At 41.9% G+C, this 16,522-nt stretch carries 13 protein-coding genes; 11 read left to right on the top strand and 2 right to left on the bottom strand.

Annotated elements, in window-relative coordinates; all coding sequences use genetic code 11:
* The first annotated feature begins 33 nt into the window (after positions 1-33).
* The gene (locus tag IRJ18_RS07980) at positions 34-1,281 is read left to right on the top strand and encodes a transglutaminase-like domain-containing protein (RefSeq protein ID WP_194105663.1); all 1,248 of its coding nucleotides are present in this window, start codon (positions 34-36) and stop codon (positions 1,279-1,281) included.
* Here IRJ18_RS07980 and accC read toward each other — a convergent pair.
* The gene (gene accC, locus IRJ18_RS07975) at positions 1,276-2,760 is read right to left on the bottom strand and encodes an acetyl-CoA carboxylase biotin carboxylase subunit (protein WP_194105662.1); all 1,485 of its coding nucleotides are present in this window, start codon (positions 2,758-2,760) and stop codon (positions 1,276-1,278) included. The two genes, IRJ18_RS07980 and accC, sit on opposite strands and share 6 nt — an antisense overlap.
* Before the next feature lie 115 nt (positions 2,761-2,875).
* Between accC and IRJ18_RS07970 the strand changes: the two genes are divergently transcribed.
* The 4 genes from IRJ18_RS07970 (at position 2,876) to IRJ18_RS07955 (ending at position 7,078) form a co-directional block, all read left to right on the top strand.
* Positions 2,876-3,535, top strand: a complete 660-nt coding sequence (locus tag IRJ18_RS07970) for a hypothetical protein (protein WP_194105661.1) — start codon at positions 2,876-2,878, stop codon at positions 3,533-3,535.
* Positions 3,536-3,734: 199 nt separating this feature from the next.
* Positions 3,735-4,637 carry an ABC transporter ATP-binding protein gene (locus IRJ18_RS07965; RefSeq protein ID WP_194105660.1) on the top strand — a complete coding sequence of 301 codons (903 nt, stop codon included), beginning with the start codon at positions 3,735-3,737 and terminating at the stop codon, positions 4,635-4,637.
* 4 nt (positions 4,638-4,641) lie between these two features.
* Complete coding sequence (locus IRJ18_RS07960; protein ID WP_194105659.1) at positions 4,642-5,982, top strand: ABC transporter permease; 1,341 nt, start codon at positions 4,642-4,644, stop codon at positions 5,980-5,982.
* A gap of 169 nt (positions 5,983-6,151) precedes the next feature.
* Positions 6,152-7,078 (top strand): Ppx/GppA phosphatase family protein, encoded by a 927-nt coding sequence (locus IRJ18_RS07955; protein WP_194105658.1) that lies wholly within the window; start codon positions 6,152-6,154, stop codon positions 7,076-7,078.
* Positions 7,079-7,080: 2 nt separating this feature from the next.
* Here IRJ18_RS07955 and IRJ18_RS07950 read toward each other — a convergent pair whose 3' ends face one another.
* Positions 7,081-7,746: a carboxypeptidase-like regulatory domain-containing protein gene (locus tag IRJ18_RS07950; protein ID WP_194105657.1), complete on the bottom strand. Its 666-nt coding sequence runs from the start codon at positions 7,744-7,746 to the stop codon at positions 7,081-7,083.
* A gap of 199 nt (positions 7,747-7,945) precedes the next feature.
* Between IRJ18_RS07950 and IRJ18_RS07945 the strand changes: the two genes are divergently transcribed.
* The 6 genes from IRJ18_RS07945 to IRJ18_RS07920 all read left to right on the top strand — a co-directional run bounded on the left by IRJ18_RS07945 (position 7,946) and on the right by IRJ18_RS07920 (position 16,520).
* A complete protein-coding gene (locus IRJ18_RS07945; protein WP_194105656.1) occupies positions 7,946-9,394 on the top strand; it encodes a TlpA family protein disulfide reductase in 1,449 nt (482 codons plus the stop codon).
* A gap of 96 nt (positions 9,395-9,490) precedes the next feature.
* The gene (locus tag IRJ18_RS07940) at positions 9,491-11,479 is read left to right on the top strand and encodes a M1 family metallopeptidase (RefSeq protein WP_228072621.1); all 1,989 of its coding nucleotides are present in this window, start codon (positions 9,491-9,493) and stop codon (positions 11,477-11,479) included.
* 162 nt (positions 11,480-11,641) lie between these two features.
* Positions 11,642-12,040 carry a GNAT family N-acetyltransferase gene (locus IRJ18_RS07935; protein WP_194105655.1) on the top strand — a complete coding sequence of 133 codons (399 nt, stop codon included), beginning with the start codon at positions 11,642-11,644 and terminating at the stop codon, positions 12,038-12,040.
* Positions 12,041-12,157: 117 nt separating this feature from the next.
* Positions 12,158-12,532 carry a hypothetical protein gene (locus IRJ18_RS07930; RefSeq protein ID WP_194105654.1) on the top strand — a complete coding sequence of 125 codons (375 nt, stop codon included), beginning with the start codon at positions 12,158-12,160 and terminating at the stop codon, positions 12,530-12,532.
* Positions 12,533-12,723: 191 nt separating this feature from the next.
* Entirely contained in the window at positions 12,724-15,078 is a 2,355-nt protein-coding gene (locus tag IRJ18_RS07925) for a TonB-dependent receptor (RefSeq protein ID WP_194105653.1), read from the top strand.
* Positions 15,079-15,080: 2 nt separating this feature from the next.
* Positions 15,081-16,520, top strand: a complete 1,440-nt coding sequence (locus IRJ18_RS07920; RefSeq protein ID WP_194105652.1) for a PepSY-associated TM helix domain-containing protein — start codon at positions 15,081-15,083, stop codon at positions 16,518-16,520.
* Positions 16,521-16,522: the final 2 nt, after the last annotated feature.

The raw sequence follows: 16,522 nt of genomic DNA, 5'->3' as shown, positions 1-16,522 counted from the left end.
TTTAAAACGCATCTTCTTTAAAACAACCATGCTATGAAAAAATCATTATTCACTACGCTCATTTGCCTTATATCCCTGTTTGCGATGTCCCAGTCGCCAGCTCCATCTAAAGAAATTACCGATTTTAAAAATTATACAGCCGAACTTGAAAACAACCGGCGTGCTGCAACCGAAAAGAAAGATTATATAACCGCGGGCAATTTATGCGCCGAGTGGATAGCTAAATATGAGCATGCCACACCCGCTATTATCCAAAATTTTAAAAGTTTGAATCCCGGCATGTATTATAACCTGGCTTGTTATGTGAACCTACATGGCAAAAGCGAAGAAGCGCTTACTGCGCTGGAAAAGAGCGTAAGCCTGGGCTATAGTAATTATGCTAATACAAAGGTTGATACTGATTTAGAAAACCTGCATGATAATAAGCGTTTTAAGGCGGCTTTGAATACACTGCGCGAGCGTGGTGATATGGGATATATCCTGCAAAAATCCGGGCCGTATGATAATAAAACCACCAATGCATCGCCTGTGTTTACCTATCAATCTGCATCATCGCCCGAACTGGTTGATTTAAAAAATAAGTTTAACCTTGATTCGGTGGCTGGCAAAAAAGACGAGATCAGCAAGTTTAAGAACCTGCTTTATTGGGTCCATAACCAGGTAAAACACGATGGTAACTCAAATAATCCATCGTCAAGAAACGCCGTAGATTTAATAGCTGTTTGTAAAAAAGAGAACCGGGGAGTTAATTGCCGCATGATGGCCACCATTTTGCGTGATGTGTACCAGGCAGAAGGCTTTAAAACCCGTGTGGTTACCTGTATGCCAAAAGATACTTTGGACAATGACTGCCACGTAATTACCGTAGTATGGTCTAAAACCTTAAACAAATGGGTTTGGATGGATCCTACCTTTAACGCTTACGTAACAGATACGAAAGGTAATTTATTGAATATTGAAGAAGTAAGGCAACACCTGGTTAAAAATGGCACTGCCGATCTGGTGCTGAACGATGATGCCAACTGGAATAACAAAAACAAGCAAACTAAAGATAATTACCTGGGCTACTACATGAGTAAAAACCTGTATTGGCTGCAATGTGCTGCTAAAAGCGAGTGGGATATAGAGACCGGCAAACCGGGCAAAGGCCCTATTCAATATGTTAACCTGTATCCGGGTAATTTCACCACTTTGCATATATCAGGCGGCTCGGTAAAAGAATCGAACAGGTATGCGACCAATAACCCGACTTATTTCTGGCAAAAACCTGGGGACTTATAATACCCGGCGGTTCTTTATCCAGTTTGATGTTTCGGCAATCGGGGTAGCATTGCTTTTCGCTGATTTTTGATAGCTTAGTAATTGCTCCATTGCCAATGCGGCTATTAAGGCTTCCAGCTGGTTTTCGGATTGCAATACTTCCGGTGTAAAATATTTTTTTACAAAGTGTGTATCAAATTGCCCCGAGGTAAAGGCCGGATGCTGCATTACAAACTTACCAAAAGCCAAAGTGGTGATAATACCTGTAATTTGATATTCATCTATAGCCCGTATCATGCGTTCAATGGCCTCTGCCCTGTCCTTGCCGTAAACTATCAGCTTGGCAATCATCGGGTCGTAATAAATGGGTATTTCCATACCTTGTTCAAAGCCGTCGTCCACACGTACGCCAGGGCCTTTAGGGGTAACATAGGTTTGCAGGGTGCCTATATCCGGAAGAAAATTATTGGCAGGGTCTTCCGCGTAAACACGCAATTCAATAGCATGACCGTTTATTTCCAGTTCCTCCTGTTTAAAACTGATGGCCTCTCCTCTGGCTATTTTTATTTGTTCTTTTACCAGGTCAATATTGGTGATCAATTCCGATACCGGGTGCTCAACCTGCAAACGCGTGTTCATTTCCAGGAAAAAGAAATTCAGTTGTTCATCCAAAATAAATTCCACGGTACCTGCGCCGGTATAGTTTACAGAACGCGCCACATCAACCGCGCACTTGCCCATCTGCCGGCGTATTTCAGGGGTTAATACCGATGAAGGCGCTTCCTCAATTACCTTTTGGTGACGGCGTTGTACCGAACACTCCCTTTCAAACAAATGGACAATATTGCCATGCGTGTCGCCCAAAACCTGTATCTCAATATGCCGCGGCGACGATACATAACGTTCTATAAACACCGAACCATCACCAAATGCCGAAGTAGCTTCAGATACGGCCAGTTGCATTTGTTCTTCAAAATCGGCAGCCTGCTCTACAATACGCATGCCCTTGCCGCCGCCCCCCGCCGCTGCTTTGATCAGGATAGGAAAACCCACTTCAATTGCGCGATTTTTAGCTTCTGCAACGTCGGTAATTGCTTCTTCGGTACCCGGCACCATAGGGATATTATATTTCATAGCCGCGGCTTTAGCCGACAATTTGTTACCCATTATCTCCATAGCTTCAGGCGACGGGCCTATCAGGATCAACCCCGACTCGCGTACCAAACGCGCAAACGCGGGGTTCTCTGAAAGAAAACCATAACCCGGATGGATGGCCTCGGCGCCGGTTTTGCGGCAGGCATCGATGATCTTCTCGCCTACCAGGTAACTTTGGTTACTGGGTGCTTCGCCTATAAAAACAGCTTCGTCGGCATAACGAACATGTAGCGCGTCCCTGTCGACAGCCGAATAAACCGCCACAGTTTTAATACCCATTTCGCGCGCGGAACGCATTACCCTTAAAGCTATTTCGCCACGGTTGGCTACCAGTATTTTTTTCATATGCTAAAAATCAAAGTTAAAATAATTGTGCTGGCCTGCAAACTAAACCATTAATCCTTCACTTATAACTCCCTTATTAATTGCTATCTAACCGCTTTTTATTATTTTTGCAGTAATGAAAAAACTTATACCTATCACAGTAATAACCCTGGCCTTGTTTTTAAACAGCTGCGGTTTAAAAGAAGTTGTAGGCCCCAATGCTGAGGGCGGCACTACCAATTCTGACAGTTACCAGCCGGTAACCAAAAATTCAACCTGGAAATACAGCATACAAGTTTCCGGGGAAACCGCGTTACAAACAGCCAATATCACCATGACCGGAGATAATAAAAATATTAACGGTACTGTATTTTTTAAAGCGCTGGAAACCAGCGGAACAGATTCATCTGTAGGTTATTTCGGCCGTAGTGGCTCAACATATTTTAGTTACAGCGATGACGATGGTTATGCAGTGCCCTATCTGGATGATACTAAAGCCGCGGGCGATACTTATAAACAACCCGTGGTTGACCCGGCTGCGCCATCTTATGTTACCGCACAATATCTGCTTACCATATTGGAAAAAAATATTACTAAAACCATTGGTGGTAAAACATATAATAATGTAATACATACGCGCAGCGAATTGCAGTATAGCACCAATACCAGCCCATTCCAAACTGTTGATATGAGTGAGTATTATGTTGCCAAAGGCATTGGCCTTATTGAAGTTGACGCGTTTATTGGTACTACCCTTATTGCTAAGCAAACTATTACAAGTTATAATATTAAGTAACCTTAACGGTTTCTTTCCTATTGGGGATAGATTACGCATTAGTATTCTATCCCATTTTTTTTATTCCTCATCGTAAATCCATCACTCCCCCCTTCCATATACTAATAGGATATTTTTTCTTTCCCACTCAAATTAGTTGTAACATAATTATTGTACTTTCATCTAAAGTAAAATCACACTAATAATTTAACTGAACTACATGTTAAGCATCCGCAACATTGTAAAACAATACGCCGGTCACCGCGCGTTAAGCGATGTAAGTTTGGAAGTTGAAAGCGGGCAAATATTTGGCTTGCTTGGCCCTAATGGCGCCGGTAAAACTTCCCTTATCCGTATCATTAATCAAATTACCGCACCCGATTCAGGCGAGATCTATTTCAACGGCGAAAAGCTGAACCAAAGTCATATAGAACGCATTGGCTACATGCCCGAAGAACGCGGCCTGTATAAAAAAATGGAGATAGGCGAACAAATGATCTATCTGGCCCGCCTGAAAGGCTTAAGCCGCGACGAGGCCATGAAACGCCTGAAATACTGGTTTGAAAAACTGGAAATAACCAGCTGGTGGACTAAAAAGGTTGAAGAACTATCAAAAGGGATGCAGCAAAAAGCCCAGTTTGTGGCTACCGTTTTGCACGAACCCGACCTGATCATCCTTGATGAACCATTTAGTGGCTTTGACCCTGTGAACGCTGAAGAGATCAAAAACGAAATTATGGAATTGAACCGTAAAGGTGCTACTATCCTATTCAGTACGCACCGTATGGAATCAGTCGAGGAAATGTGCAGCGCTATTGCCCTGATCAATAAATCGAAAAAGATATTGGATGGCAAAGTACGCGATATCCGCAACAGCTACCGTAACGATACTTATATGATCGAATACACCGGGGATAAGTTAATGCTTGATGGCAGCCAGCCCTTTGAGTTACAGGAAGAAATAACTGGTATTGATACTAATACCATGCGTATTAAACTGAATGGCCAGTCATCAAACGATGTATTGCAATACCTTATACCCAAGGTACAGATCACTATGCTGCAGGAGGTTATCCCAAGCCTTAACGAAGTATTTATTAAAACCGTAAACCAGAAAAATTAAGCCCATGAATAAAGTATTACTTATTATACAGCGCGAATATTTAGTCCGTGTAAAAAAGAAATCGTTTGTGGTGATGACCTTGCTGGTACCGGGGTTAATATTGGTAATGTATGGCATTATATTTCTCATCGTAAAAAACAGCGATGAAATAAACGCTACCCACGTTATCCGCGTGCACGATGAAAGCGGCATTTTCCAGGGCAAATTTCACAATAAAAAGAATTTGCAATTTATTAATGCGGCAAGTGCTACAGAACAGGCTAAAGCCGATAAAAACACCAATAAGGATGACTTCCTTTTAAATATCTCTCCCGATTACACCAAAAAGGATGGCGTACAAATACTATCACGCAGCAAACCCAACTTCACTATTGTAAGCAGTATAGAAGACCAAATGAAGCAGATTGCCAGCGACAATAGCATGGTTCAAGCGGGCATTGACACTGCAAAATTGCATAAGATAAATCCTGATATTAATATCAAATCTTTAGAAATTACCGATAAAGGTGTAAAAGACAGCAGTGTAGGCGCGGCTTATGGTGCGGGCATTGCAGGCGCAATATTGATATACATATCGCTGTTTATTTATGGCGCGCAGGTGATGCGTGGGGTGATTGAAGAAAAAACCAACCGTATTATCGAGGTTATCGTTTCGTCGGTAAAACCGTTCCAGTTAATGCTGGGCAAAATTATTGGTGTGGGCATGGTTGGGTTAACCCAATTTTTGTTGTGGATAATCCTCTCAACCGGGGTAACTGTTATTGCCGGCAATATTTTTATGAAGGATAAGTTGCCTATCAAAACAGAAAAAAACTATCATAAACCCGGCGAGGTGGTTTCAAAAAGCACTGCCGCAGCACAGCAAAGTACCGTACCTAAAAGCCCGGCCATGGGTTTTTATGATAGCTTGCAAACTATCAACTTCACCTACATTTTAAGCTGTTTTATTTTCTATTTCATCACGGGCTACCTGCTATACAGCGCTTTATTTGCAGCTGTAGGTTCGGCAGTTGATAGCGAAACGGAAACGCAGCAATTTATGTTTCCTATAACCTTGCCCCTGCTGTTTACGTATATATTATCATTCGCGTTTTTAATTAATAATCCTGATAGTTCTTTAGCCTTCTGGCTGTCTATTATACCATTTACGGCTCCTGTGGCTATGATGGTGCGTGTACCATTTGGGGTGCCCGATTGGCAATTGTTCCTATCAGGCGCATTAATGATAGGTGGGTTTTTATTCACCACGTGGGTAGCATCGCGCATTTACCGTGTGGGTATTTTAATGTATGGTAAAAAGACAAGCTACAAGGAATTAGTTAAATGGTTTTTTTATAAAGAATAAGCGCCGCGTAGCGGCAGTTTAGAGAATGAAGATTAAAAATTAGTTATAGAGCACCCAATCTTTAATCTTCATTCTTTGATTACTAACAAGCACTCAAACCCAAAACAATATCAACAATTATTATCCCCGTGATGCAAAACATTTACGGGGATTTTTTATTTTTAGGTACATGAATAAACCCGTAGCTGTAATGGACCTTGGCACCAACACATTCCACCTGTTGATTGCCGAAGCCAATCCCGACGACCCGAAGGAATTATTACATCTATACGAACCCGTGCGCCTGGGCAAAGGAGGGATAAACAAAGGTATTATTCAGCCCGATGCATTTGAGCGTGGTGTAAAAACCATGCAAAAATTCCATCAGCATATCGCGCAATTTGAGGTTGGCGCAGTTAAGGCTATTGCTACCTCTGCCCTGCGAAATGCTGCTAATGGCAAGGATTTTATTGAACAGGTAAAACAGCAAACCGGCATCGAAATAGAATTAATAGATGGCGATAAAGAAGCCGAATACATTTACAACGGTGTTAAAGCCTCGGGCTGTTTGTCGGATGAAAATTCCCTTATCATTGATATCGGCGGTGGCAGTGTAGAATTTATCATCTGCGATAGCGAACACATTAAATGGAAGCAAAGTTTTGAAATTGGCGCGGCCCGGCTAATGGAACGTTTCCAAACCAGCGACCCAATATCAGCCGAAGCGATAGAAGAACTGCAAAACTACCTCGATCATATCCTCACCCCTCTTTTTACAGCTGCTAACGGAATAGAAATACAAAAGCTCATCGGTTCGTCTGGCGCATTTGAAACCTTTATTGAAGTGATGGAGTTGGAAAAAGGTCATGCATTTGATTTAAAAAGCATTAAATGTGAGGATTTTAACACCAGTGAGTTTGAAGAACTGACCGCTCGCCTCATCTCATCCACACACCAGGAACGGGCAGCGATGAAAGGGATAATCCCATTGCGGGTAGACATGATCGTTGTCGCTTCACTAATTACCCGTTACGTAATGGACAGGCTGCAAATTTACCGTGTAGCCATGTCTATGTATTCACTGAAAGAAGGGGTTCTGGCTGAATTGATAGCTTGAAATTATTGTCGCTCTATAACCACCTCTCCCATTACAGCAGTGCTTGTCTTTAAAGCTATTTTATAATTATGGTCCGGATTTGATTTGACCTTTATTTTCATTATTTCAAAGCCAATAAATCCTACTTCAAATTCTTTCACCTTAGCAGGGATCACTAATTGAAAATCGCCGCCAACGCTGGTTGCTGTCTTGATATTAGTGTTAGGTACCCTGATAAGTGCACCTGGAAGAGGCGCCCCATCATCCTTGGTTACTACTTTTCCGGAAATTGTAATTTGTGCTGTAGTATCGATTCTCGATTTTTGAATTTTGTCATCAGCCTTAATGGGTTGAAGTGTTATCACAGGCCTTTCCTTAGCTGCGGCTTTATATATTGGTACCGAGCATAACAAAATAGCCGCTGCCACAGCCCACTTTTTCCAAAAAGCCTGTACAGTTTTTTGAGTTTGCAACGATTGGTTTAACAGTGCCATTTGCGCCGGCATAAATCTGCCACACACGTTATTTGCCCCCGACAGCACATCTATGATTTGCTGGTTACTCATCGTCGTAAAATCAACAACAGTTTTACAGCAGGTAGCACAGTGCCTGCCATTAGTTAACGGTGTCATCCCGCTCCATTTTTCGTGGCACGGGTTTGTGATGCTAATGCTTTTAATGTTTTTCATTGCTAAGCTAATTTAAGGTTATCATATCATTTTAAATAGGTGTTTCTATTTACTATGATGCTTTGTATCTTGCTTTTCCATAAACGATGTTCTAAAAAGTTAAAAATTTAGCTGATTAGATGTTAAAGTGTGTTAATAAAGTCTCTTCTTTTCACTAATCAATTAATAGTTCTTAATTTGGTGTAGCTATTACATATATATGCCTAAAAACCCCATTACAATTATAGCCTTACTTATTTATTGCACAATAGTTTACGGTCAATCTAAAAAACCGGTGAATAAAGAATCGGCAAATCAACTTACTGTCTTGCCAAATATTGCTCCACCTAAAAGGAGCTCAATAACTTTTCATCTTAACAAGGTTAACGGCATTGGCCCCAGCGGCTTTATGACCAATGAAATAGGCACAATAGATACCTACAAAAACAGCACTGAAACAGAATTAAAAGAAGAATTCAAAGGCTATCCGCTGCTAAAAAACAAACCGGACAATTTAAAAAATGTAGTTGAATATTTTTATGTGTTAGACAACGCCCAGTTTTACTATCAAAATTATGTAACGGGCATTTACAGTAAATCTTTATTAATTCAAAAATTTAAAGATTTCAAAATAGACCTTAGCGATACTGTCAAGCTATCACGTGAACCTTTAAAATGCTACATCTCTGTATTAGGAGGATTTAAGGATAATGAACCCGTTTACATAGTTGATGCCGATAATGATGGCGACTATGCTAATGATGTTTTAAAACCTCTTTTAAAAGATACGCATGATGAATCGTTGGTAATTGCATCATCTACGCCGGTAAGTATAACTTACTTGTATAATGGCCAAATCAAAGGTGGAACCAGGACGGTATTTATGCAACAGTCGCGTAACCCTAAAAAATTCGCAATGACTTTTTCCTTCCCTGAGTTTAGGTACATGCGTTTTAAATATAAAGGGCAACCGTATATGATATGCTCTGAGGGGAACACCTATCTCCCATTTTATACAGTTGTACCCGACAGGCCATATTTTGTGAGCTTAAACCGTGCCAATGCCATTAAGCCTGGACAATTTGCACAAATTGGCGGGGATAATTTCATGCTTTCGTCTGTAACTGATAACGCCAGTGAAATAACTTTAGTAGGCAGTGATATTAGCGGATTTAATTCAAACCAGATCATCAAAACTACAAATACCAAGCCTACCGCAACAACCATTATTTCAAGACAATTGGGTTTTAAAGCACCTTCTATAAAAGGTATTAATGTCACTCCTGGTTCGAAATCAGGAACCACAATAAACACCAATGACTTAAAAGGTAAGTATATATTCATTGACTTTTGGAGCACAAGCTGCGGCCCTTGTATTGAAGAGTTTGCCAAAATAAAAGAGGTTTATTCAAAATTCAATAAAAAGAATTTTGAGATAATTGGTGTTGCTGATGAACGGAGCAAAGACGCGCTTGTAAAAATTTTGAAAGAACATCATATTTTGTGGCCAAACATAAAAACAGACACCATCACAACACAAATAAATGGTTATGAAGATATTAATTCGTATCCAACAACCTATTTATTAGACCCTTCCGGTAAAATCATCGCGGTTGATTTGCGAAATGAGGCACTAATGAATAAATTGAAAACACTGATAACATTATAATAGCAGACATAAGCTATTATTAATTGTATCAATTTTAAGACCGGCCTGAAATTTCAATGCTTCGTGCGTATCTTGCTTTTCCATAAACTGATCGCTATGAAAATGAAATTTTTACTTTTTTCCCTTTCTTTATTAACTGTCGTTAGTTCAACACAGGCACAACGCCGTGGTGGCCGCAGGGTTAATACCAACGACACCATTAAATCCAATTACGTACCTAAAGAGTTATTTGAACCTTTACACTATACCGATAAGGGCAACGAGTTTCATTCAGCCAATGGCGAACCGGGTCCTAAATATTGGAAACAACGAGTAGATTATGTATTGAAGGCCAATTTAGATACCACCACCCACGTATTAAGCGGCACTGAAAATATCACTTACACCAACAACAGTCCGGATGCTTTATCCTACCTGTGGGTACAGTTAGATCAAAACACTTATAAGGAAGACGCCCGTTCTAACTTCGCCACAGGCGGCGGGCCTTCAGGGCAGCACACCAAAGGCTATGAGCTGGAATCTGTTGAACTATCTGTTGCTGGTAAAGTGCAAAAAGCAAATTATGCCATTTCAGATACCCGCATGCAGATCCGCTTGCCTAAAGATTTGGCACCTAACGGCGGTAAGATCAACATCCTGATCAAATATCACTACACCGTACCGGCCAACGGAAACCGCACCGGCCATTTTAAAACTAAGAATGGTAGCACTTACGAAATTGCCCAATGGTTCCCGCGCATGTGTGTTTATGATGATACCAGCGGCTGGGATATCCTGCCATTTTTAGGCAGCGGCGAGTTTTATTGCGAGTATGGCGATATCGACTATTCCGTTACGCTGCCATCAAACATGATCGTGGCCGGATCAGGCGAATTGGTAAATCCGAACGAAGTATTGACCCCGCAGCAGATCAGCAGGCTGGCAAAAGCCCGTAATAGTGATAAAACGGTGATGATACGCACCGCTGCCGAGGCGGCTAACCATTCGTCGCATCAATCGGCCAAACCTACGCTTACCTGGCATTTTAAAATGTTCAACACCCGCGATGTGGCTTTTGGTGCGTCAAACGCTTATATATGGGACGCTGCAAGGATAAACCTGCCGGGCGGTAAAAAATCACTGTCCATGTCGGTTTACCCGGTAGAAAGTGACTGGGGCCGTTCTACCGAATACCTGAAAGGTTCTATTGAATACTTCTCGCAAAAGTGGTTTGTATACCCTTACCCTGTGGCTATAAACGAAGCCGGGCATGCTGGTGGCATGGAATACCCCGGTATCTTGTTCGATGGTATGGGTGCCAAAGGTGAGGGTTTATTCTCGCTGATAGCACATGAGATAGGCCATAACTGGTTCCCGATGATCGTCGGGTCGGACGAGCGCCGTTTTGCTTTTATGGATGAAGGTTTTAATACTTTTATTGATATCTACGCCAGCGATGTATTTAACAAAGGTGAATACGCCCCTAAACGCGATGGTGAATATGCACCTAATAAAGGCAACCCGGCTGATGAGATCATCCCGACTATTGTTGATCCCAACGCCCCTACTATTATGACCGCTGCTGATGCCGTACCTGGAAATTATCGCCACCCGGTAGAATACTTTAAACCGGCATTTGGCCTGGTGCTGCTGCGCGAACAAATTTTAGGAAAAGACAGGTTTGATTATGCCTTCCGTAACTACATTCACAAATGGGCTTACAAACACCCGCAGCCCGACGATTTTTTCCGTTCGATGGAGAGCGGTGCTGGCGAAGACTTGTCGTGGTTCTGGAAAGGCTGGTTCTATAATAATTACAAGCTTGACCTGGATATTATTGACGCGAAGTATGTAGACAATGATGCGAAAAAGGGTCTATCGGTAACTATCGCCAACAAAGAAAAACTGCCGATGCCATTTTGGGTTGAAGTATTTATGAATGATGGCAGCAAAAAACGCATGCAATTGCCTGTTGAAACCTGGATACAAACCAAAGCCATCACGTTTACTATTCCTACAACCAGCGAAGTAGAAAGTGTACGCCTTGATCCGGATGCGGCATTACCGGACATTAACAGGGCCAATAACGTTTTTAAAGTAAAATAATAACGTACTTTGTCATTGCGAGCGAGGTACGGGGAGATATTTTTTACGGCTATACATATCATTCGTATAAGATTCCTCCCTACGGGTTCGAAATGACACATGATAAACAAAACAAGCAACCTTTTTGGTTGCTTGTTTTGTTTTAAAAAATACATTTGCATCATGAACATTACCTACAGCACCACAATTAAGCCGACACCACAGCAAGTTATCGATCTTTATGAAAGCGCCGGGCTGAACCGACCTACTAACGACGCCGCGCGCATCCAAAAGATGTATGATAATTCAAACCTGTTTGCCACCGCCTGGGACGGTGACTTGCTGGTTGGCGTAGCCCGGTCGCTGACTGACTTTTGTTATTGCTGCTATCTGTCGGACCTGGCTATCCGCGATGAATATAAAAAAGCCGGTATTGGCAAAAAGCTGGTGCAATTAACGCGGGAAGCTATTAGCGAAGAAAGCATGCTGTTATTGCTATCAGCCCCTACTGCTATGGAATATTACCCTAAGATAGGTATGAACGAAGTAAAAAACGGGTTTATCATTCCGCGCAACAAATAACCATACCCTTTTAATCTTATCACCTGATGATATACGTTTATCGGTGTTATAAACATTTTAATGTAAATCTTTATTTATAATGTGTAAACACTTTTAGATTATTTATACTTTGCAGCAATGTTTCAGCGTGGTATTACCATATTGCTTATTATTTGCACACTCGCAGCTAATTTTACAAGATTGTTTGTGTTTGCGGGCTTTGAACTGAACCAGAAATATATTGCCAGTAGTCTTTGCGAGAACCGCGACAAGCCCTGGCTGCATTGTAACGGGCATTGCTACCTGATGAAAAAAATAAAGGCTGCCGAAGACAAGGAAAAGAACGAAGAACGCCAAACGCAAAAAAACCTTATTCAACAAGTGTTTTTCTGCACTACTAATAAAATTATTTTTTCATCGCAATTATTGCAGGTTTTCCCAGAGCGCTATCAACAGATGGCCCCGCAAAACGTATCGATTAATATACTACACCCTCCGCAACTCGCTTCATAATTTTTTATAGCAGGAATACAATAAGCTAACGTCATACCGAATTTGTTTCGGTATGCTATCAGGCGGTTTGCCTCACGGACATGCATGTGAGCTGCCGAAACAAGTCCGGCATGATGCCAAAATACCTCCTGCTTCCCAATCAATTTATTTATTCATAATAATCTGTTTAACAGATTATTAAAATAATTCATATGAAGCAAATTCTAATTTGTTTTTGGCTATCTGTTATGGCGCTTTTTGCATATAGCCAAACCACTGTAAAGGGCACGGTTACCGATGCTATTACGCACGAGGCCTTGCCTGGTGTTACTATCAGTTTAATTAATAATACGCAAAATACTGCCATTAACCCTACTGATATTAAAGGAAAGTTCGCCCTAACCTTACCAATTACTACCGATCAGCTTAAGTTTAGCATGGTAGGTTATAGTTCTCAGTTAGTTAATATAGGCACAACTAAAAACGCCAATGAAATAAATATAGGTTTAGTTCGTGGAAGTATAGATCTGCAACCCGTCATTGTCTCGGCCAACCGCGAGCGGCAGGCTCGGCAGGACGCCCCCATTGCTATTAGCAAGATCAGTTCGGTACAAATACAGGATACCAAAGCTACAGCACTGTACCAATTGCTTAACAAAGTAGCCGGCGTTTATATGGTAGATCTGGGGAACGAACAGCATACCATGGCTATCCGTCAGCCCATTAATTACAACGCCTTATACCTGTATATGGAAGATGGGCTACCTATCCGCCCTACCGGGATTTTCAACCACAATTCACTTTATGAGATCAATATGTCGGGCGTGCGGGATATTGAGGTAATTAAGGGCCCGGCTTCGTCGCTGTACGGCAGCAATTCGGTTGGCGGTGCCGTAAATTTTATCACTCAAAACCCGCCCGCCGGGTCTGCCGGTAACCTATCAGTACAAGGGGATAATTACCACTATCGCCGGGTTGACGCAGGTGGTGGCTTTAGCGCCGGTAAGTTTGGTTTATACGCGGGTGGCTACATCGCCCATCAAAAAGGTAGCTGGCAGGATTATTCGGATTTTGATAAGTATTCGGCCAACCTGAAAGCTAAATATGATTTTGATGCCCACACCAGTTTAACTGCCGCAGCATCCTACAACTATCTGAATACGCAAACACCCGGAACATTAGACAGTATGCATTTTTACAATCGCAGCTATGGCAGCAACCAGCGCTTTACCTACCGTAAAGTAAACGCTTTCAGGGCAAGCGCCCGGTTAGAGCATGCCTGGGATATGCAGAACAGCACCTTTGTAACCGCATTTTTCAGGGATAATTCAACAGCCCAGCTGCCCAGTTATTATATTTCCGATGTCAGGAACAGCAGCGGTGTTTACCAAAGTTCGAATGGCCAGGTAAATGATCAAAAGTTTCGAAGCTACGGTTTGCTGGCCCAGCACCGGGCCAATTTTGCTTTTCTTCACTCACGGCTGATTGTTGGCGCTTATTTAGATGACAGTCCCAGCAGCTATTATGCCCAATTCCTGAATATTCAGAAAGATGTGGCTAATAACTATTATACGGGATTCACTAACACCGGTACGTATATTGATGATTACCGTATTAAATTATTAAACTACGCGGCTTATACGCAGTACGAACTACACCCTGCCAAACCATTGCGCATTACCCTGGGCTTACGTTACGACCATGTGCATTATAACTTTACTAATGGCCTGCCGCCATCGAACACCAAATACAAACAGTTTGAAACCAATGATTTTAATATTGCGGCCCCAAAGCTTGGCCTTACCTACAACTTTGGGAACAACAAAGGTTTGTATGTTAACTACAGTGTAGGCTTCCAACCGCCTGAAACCAGTAACCTTTATAGTTCAAGGCAGTTAAGCCCATTAAAACAAGCCAACTTTAATAATTATGAATTTGGCGGCTGGTTCTCTGCGCTGGACAAGAAGATGTATATAGAGGTAAGTTTATATGATCTGGAAGGCAGGAACGAGATCATCAATCAGTTACTGCCCGATAATACTACTCAAAACCAAAATGCCGGGGCAACACGGCACCAGGGCATAGAATACGCCATCACCTATGCGCCGGTAAGGGAATTAACCTTCAGGTTTAACGGTACTAATGCCAGGCATACCTATTTAGATTATAGTGAAGTTCGCACCGCAAACGGCAGCAGTTATAACTTAATTTATAATGGCAACCGCATGAATAACGCACCCACCTGGGTAGTAAATTCGGAGATGACCTACAAGCCCGGATACTTTGCAGGCTTCCGCATAGCAGGCGAATGGCAGCATATCAGTAAATACTTTACCGATCCGGCAAACACCAAAACCTACGCCGGTTACCATATTTTCAACCTACGCCTGGGGTATGATTTTAAGCACGACACTTTAAAAGGGATAGGCCTTTGGTTTAATGCACTTAACCTCACCAACCAGCTTTATGCTACCACGGTAACCAGCAACCAATATGGCGATACCTACAACGCCGCCCCGCCGCGTATTTATACCGTAGGGCTTAGTTATTCATTTTCAAAAAACTGATGATGGAAAAAAACGAAAACTTATCGCGCAGCTTCTATAAATGGCATCGCATACTGGGCCTTATTGCCCTTGTACCTATTATTTGTTGGACACTCAGCGGCCTATCTCACCCTTTCATGTCTAACTGGTTCAGGCCGTTTATACCCGAAGAGCATTATGAGCAACCAACACAAAATCAACTCCAACCAACGCTGTCGCTACAGCAGGTGTTAAATCAAAACCATATTACCCAATTCAGGAATTTTGGATTGGTCAGCTTTAATAAACAAACCTATTATCAAATATTACAACAGGATAGTTCATACAACTACTATTTGGCAACAGATGCTAAGCTATTGCCCAACGCCGATAGAGATTATGCAATTTATTTGGCGCGATACTTCACCCAGGATTCCGTATCTAAAGTAAAAAGCGTTACGCTGCAAAAGCAATTTGATGGGCAGTATCAACCCATAAATCATCTGCTGCCGGTTTGGAAAGTAAGTTTCGACCGTGCCGATGGCATGGATATTTACGTAGAAACCGGGCAAAGCCGGCTTGCCACTTTTAATAACACCACCCGTAAAGTATTGTTATCGGTATTCGAGCAAATGCATACCTGGGATTTTATGGCCGCTTTGTTTGGCGACCAATTTAGGCTGATTGTTATGCTTTGCGTGGTAACTATCCTGTTCCTGTCCCTTATTAGCGGACTGGTGATATACGGCTTCTTTTGGAAACGATTTAAAGAAATAGCTCAAAAGCGAAAAGCAAAAGGCATTGAAGATAAACGCTGGCTGCATCGCTACCATCGCCAGTTAGGATTATTCGTATCAGTCCTGATGTTGATGTTTTTTACCAGCGCTGGTTTTCATATATTGGTAAAACTGCATAATGTTAACCCAATTGAAAAACAGTACGCTCAATTAATTAAAACTGATGGCTTAAAGGCTGGTAACCTGCACTTGCCTATGGCTGATAGCCTTATTCTTAAACAGGCTATTGTGAAAATTATGGATGATACCTACTATCAGGTAACAGATATTAAAAAGAACATTCATTATTTTAATACTGCCCATGGCACGGAACTATTGGGTGGCGACCAGGTTTATGCAACTTATTTGGCTAATTTTTATCGCCCGCAAACTAAAAATGAGGCGCCAACTGTAAATCCGATCAAACAATTCACCAACGAATATGGATTCATTAACAAACGTTTACCGGTGCAGCAAGTGAGTTATCATGGTAACGATAATTGGTATGTAGAAACCACCACCGGAAAATTGGCCGCTCATGTAGCTGGCATCGACCGGGTTGAAGGCTTAGCGTTTATCTTTCTGCATAAATTCTTTTGGATGACCTGGGCAGGTAAAGATATCCGCGACGTGGTAAGTATGCTGGCTGCTTTAAGTATTTTAACCGTAGCTTTATTAGGCTTTATGGCCTTTATTAAAAACAAATAGTT

The sequence above is a fragment of the Mucilaginibacter boryungensis genome (assembly GCF_015221995.1).
Lineage (GTDB): Bacteria > Bacteroidota > Bacteroidia > Sphingobacteriales > Sphingobacteriaceae > Mucilaginibacter > Mucilaginibacter boryungensis.
Note: the sequence above shows the minus strand (reverse complement) of the source record. Positions and strands in the feature narration are given on the sequence as shown.

Bases quoted from the DNA above. Each gene is read 5' to 3' on its own strand.
- IRJ18_RS07920 (WP_194105652.1), top strand. From the start codon at position 15,081: ATGGAAAAAAACGAAAACTTATCGCGCAGCTTCTATAAATGGCATCGC.
- accC (WP_194105662.1), bottom strand. From the start codon at position 2,760: ATGAAAAAAATACTGGTAGCCAACCGTGGCGAAATAGCTTTAAGGGTA.
- IRJ18_RS07925 (WP_194105653.1), top strand. From the start codon at position 12,724: ATGAAGCAAATTCTAATTTGTTTTTGGCTATCTGTTATGGCGCTTTTT.
- IRJ18_RS07930 (WP_194105654.1), top strand. From the start codon at position 12,158: ATGTTTCAGCGTGGTATTACCATATTGCTTATTATTTGCACACTCGCA.
- IRJ18_RS07950 (WP_194105657.1), bottom strand. From the start codon at position 7,746: ATGAAAAACATTAAAAGCATTAGCATCACAAACCCGTGCCACGAAAAA.
- IRJ18_RS07970 (WP_194105661.1), top strand. From the start codon at position 2,876: ATGAAAAAACTTATACCTATCACAGTAATAACCCTGGCCTTGTTTTTA.
- IRJ18_RS07945 (WP_194105656.1), top strand. From the start codon at position 7,946: ATGCCTAAAAACCCCATTACAATTATAGCCTTACTTATTTATTGCACA.
- IRJ18_RS07980 (WP_194105663.1), top strand. From the start codon at position 34: ATGAAAAAATCATTATTCACTACGCTCATTTGCCTTATATCCCTGTTT.
- IRJ18_RS07965 (WP_194105660.1), top strand. From the start codon at position 3,735: ATGTTAAGCATCCGCAACATTGTAAAACAATACGCCGGTCACCGCGCG.
- IRJ18_RS07935 (WP_194105655.1), top strand. From the start codon at position 11,642: ATGAACATTACCTACAGCACCACAATTAAGCCGACACCACAGCAAGTT.
- IRJ18_RS07940 (WP_228072621.1), top strand. From the start codon at position 9,491: ATGAAAATGAAATTTTTACTTTTTTCCCTTTCTTTATTAACTGTCGTT.
- IRJ18_RS07955 (WP_194105658.1), top strand. From the start codon at position 6,152: ATGAATAAACCCGTAGCTGTAATGGACCTTGGCACCAACACATTCCAC.
- IRJ18_RS07960 (WP_194105659.1), top strand. From the start codon at position 4,642: ATGAATAAAGTATTACTTATTATACAGCGCGAATATTTAGTCCGTGTA.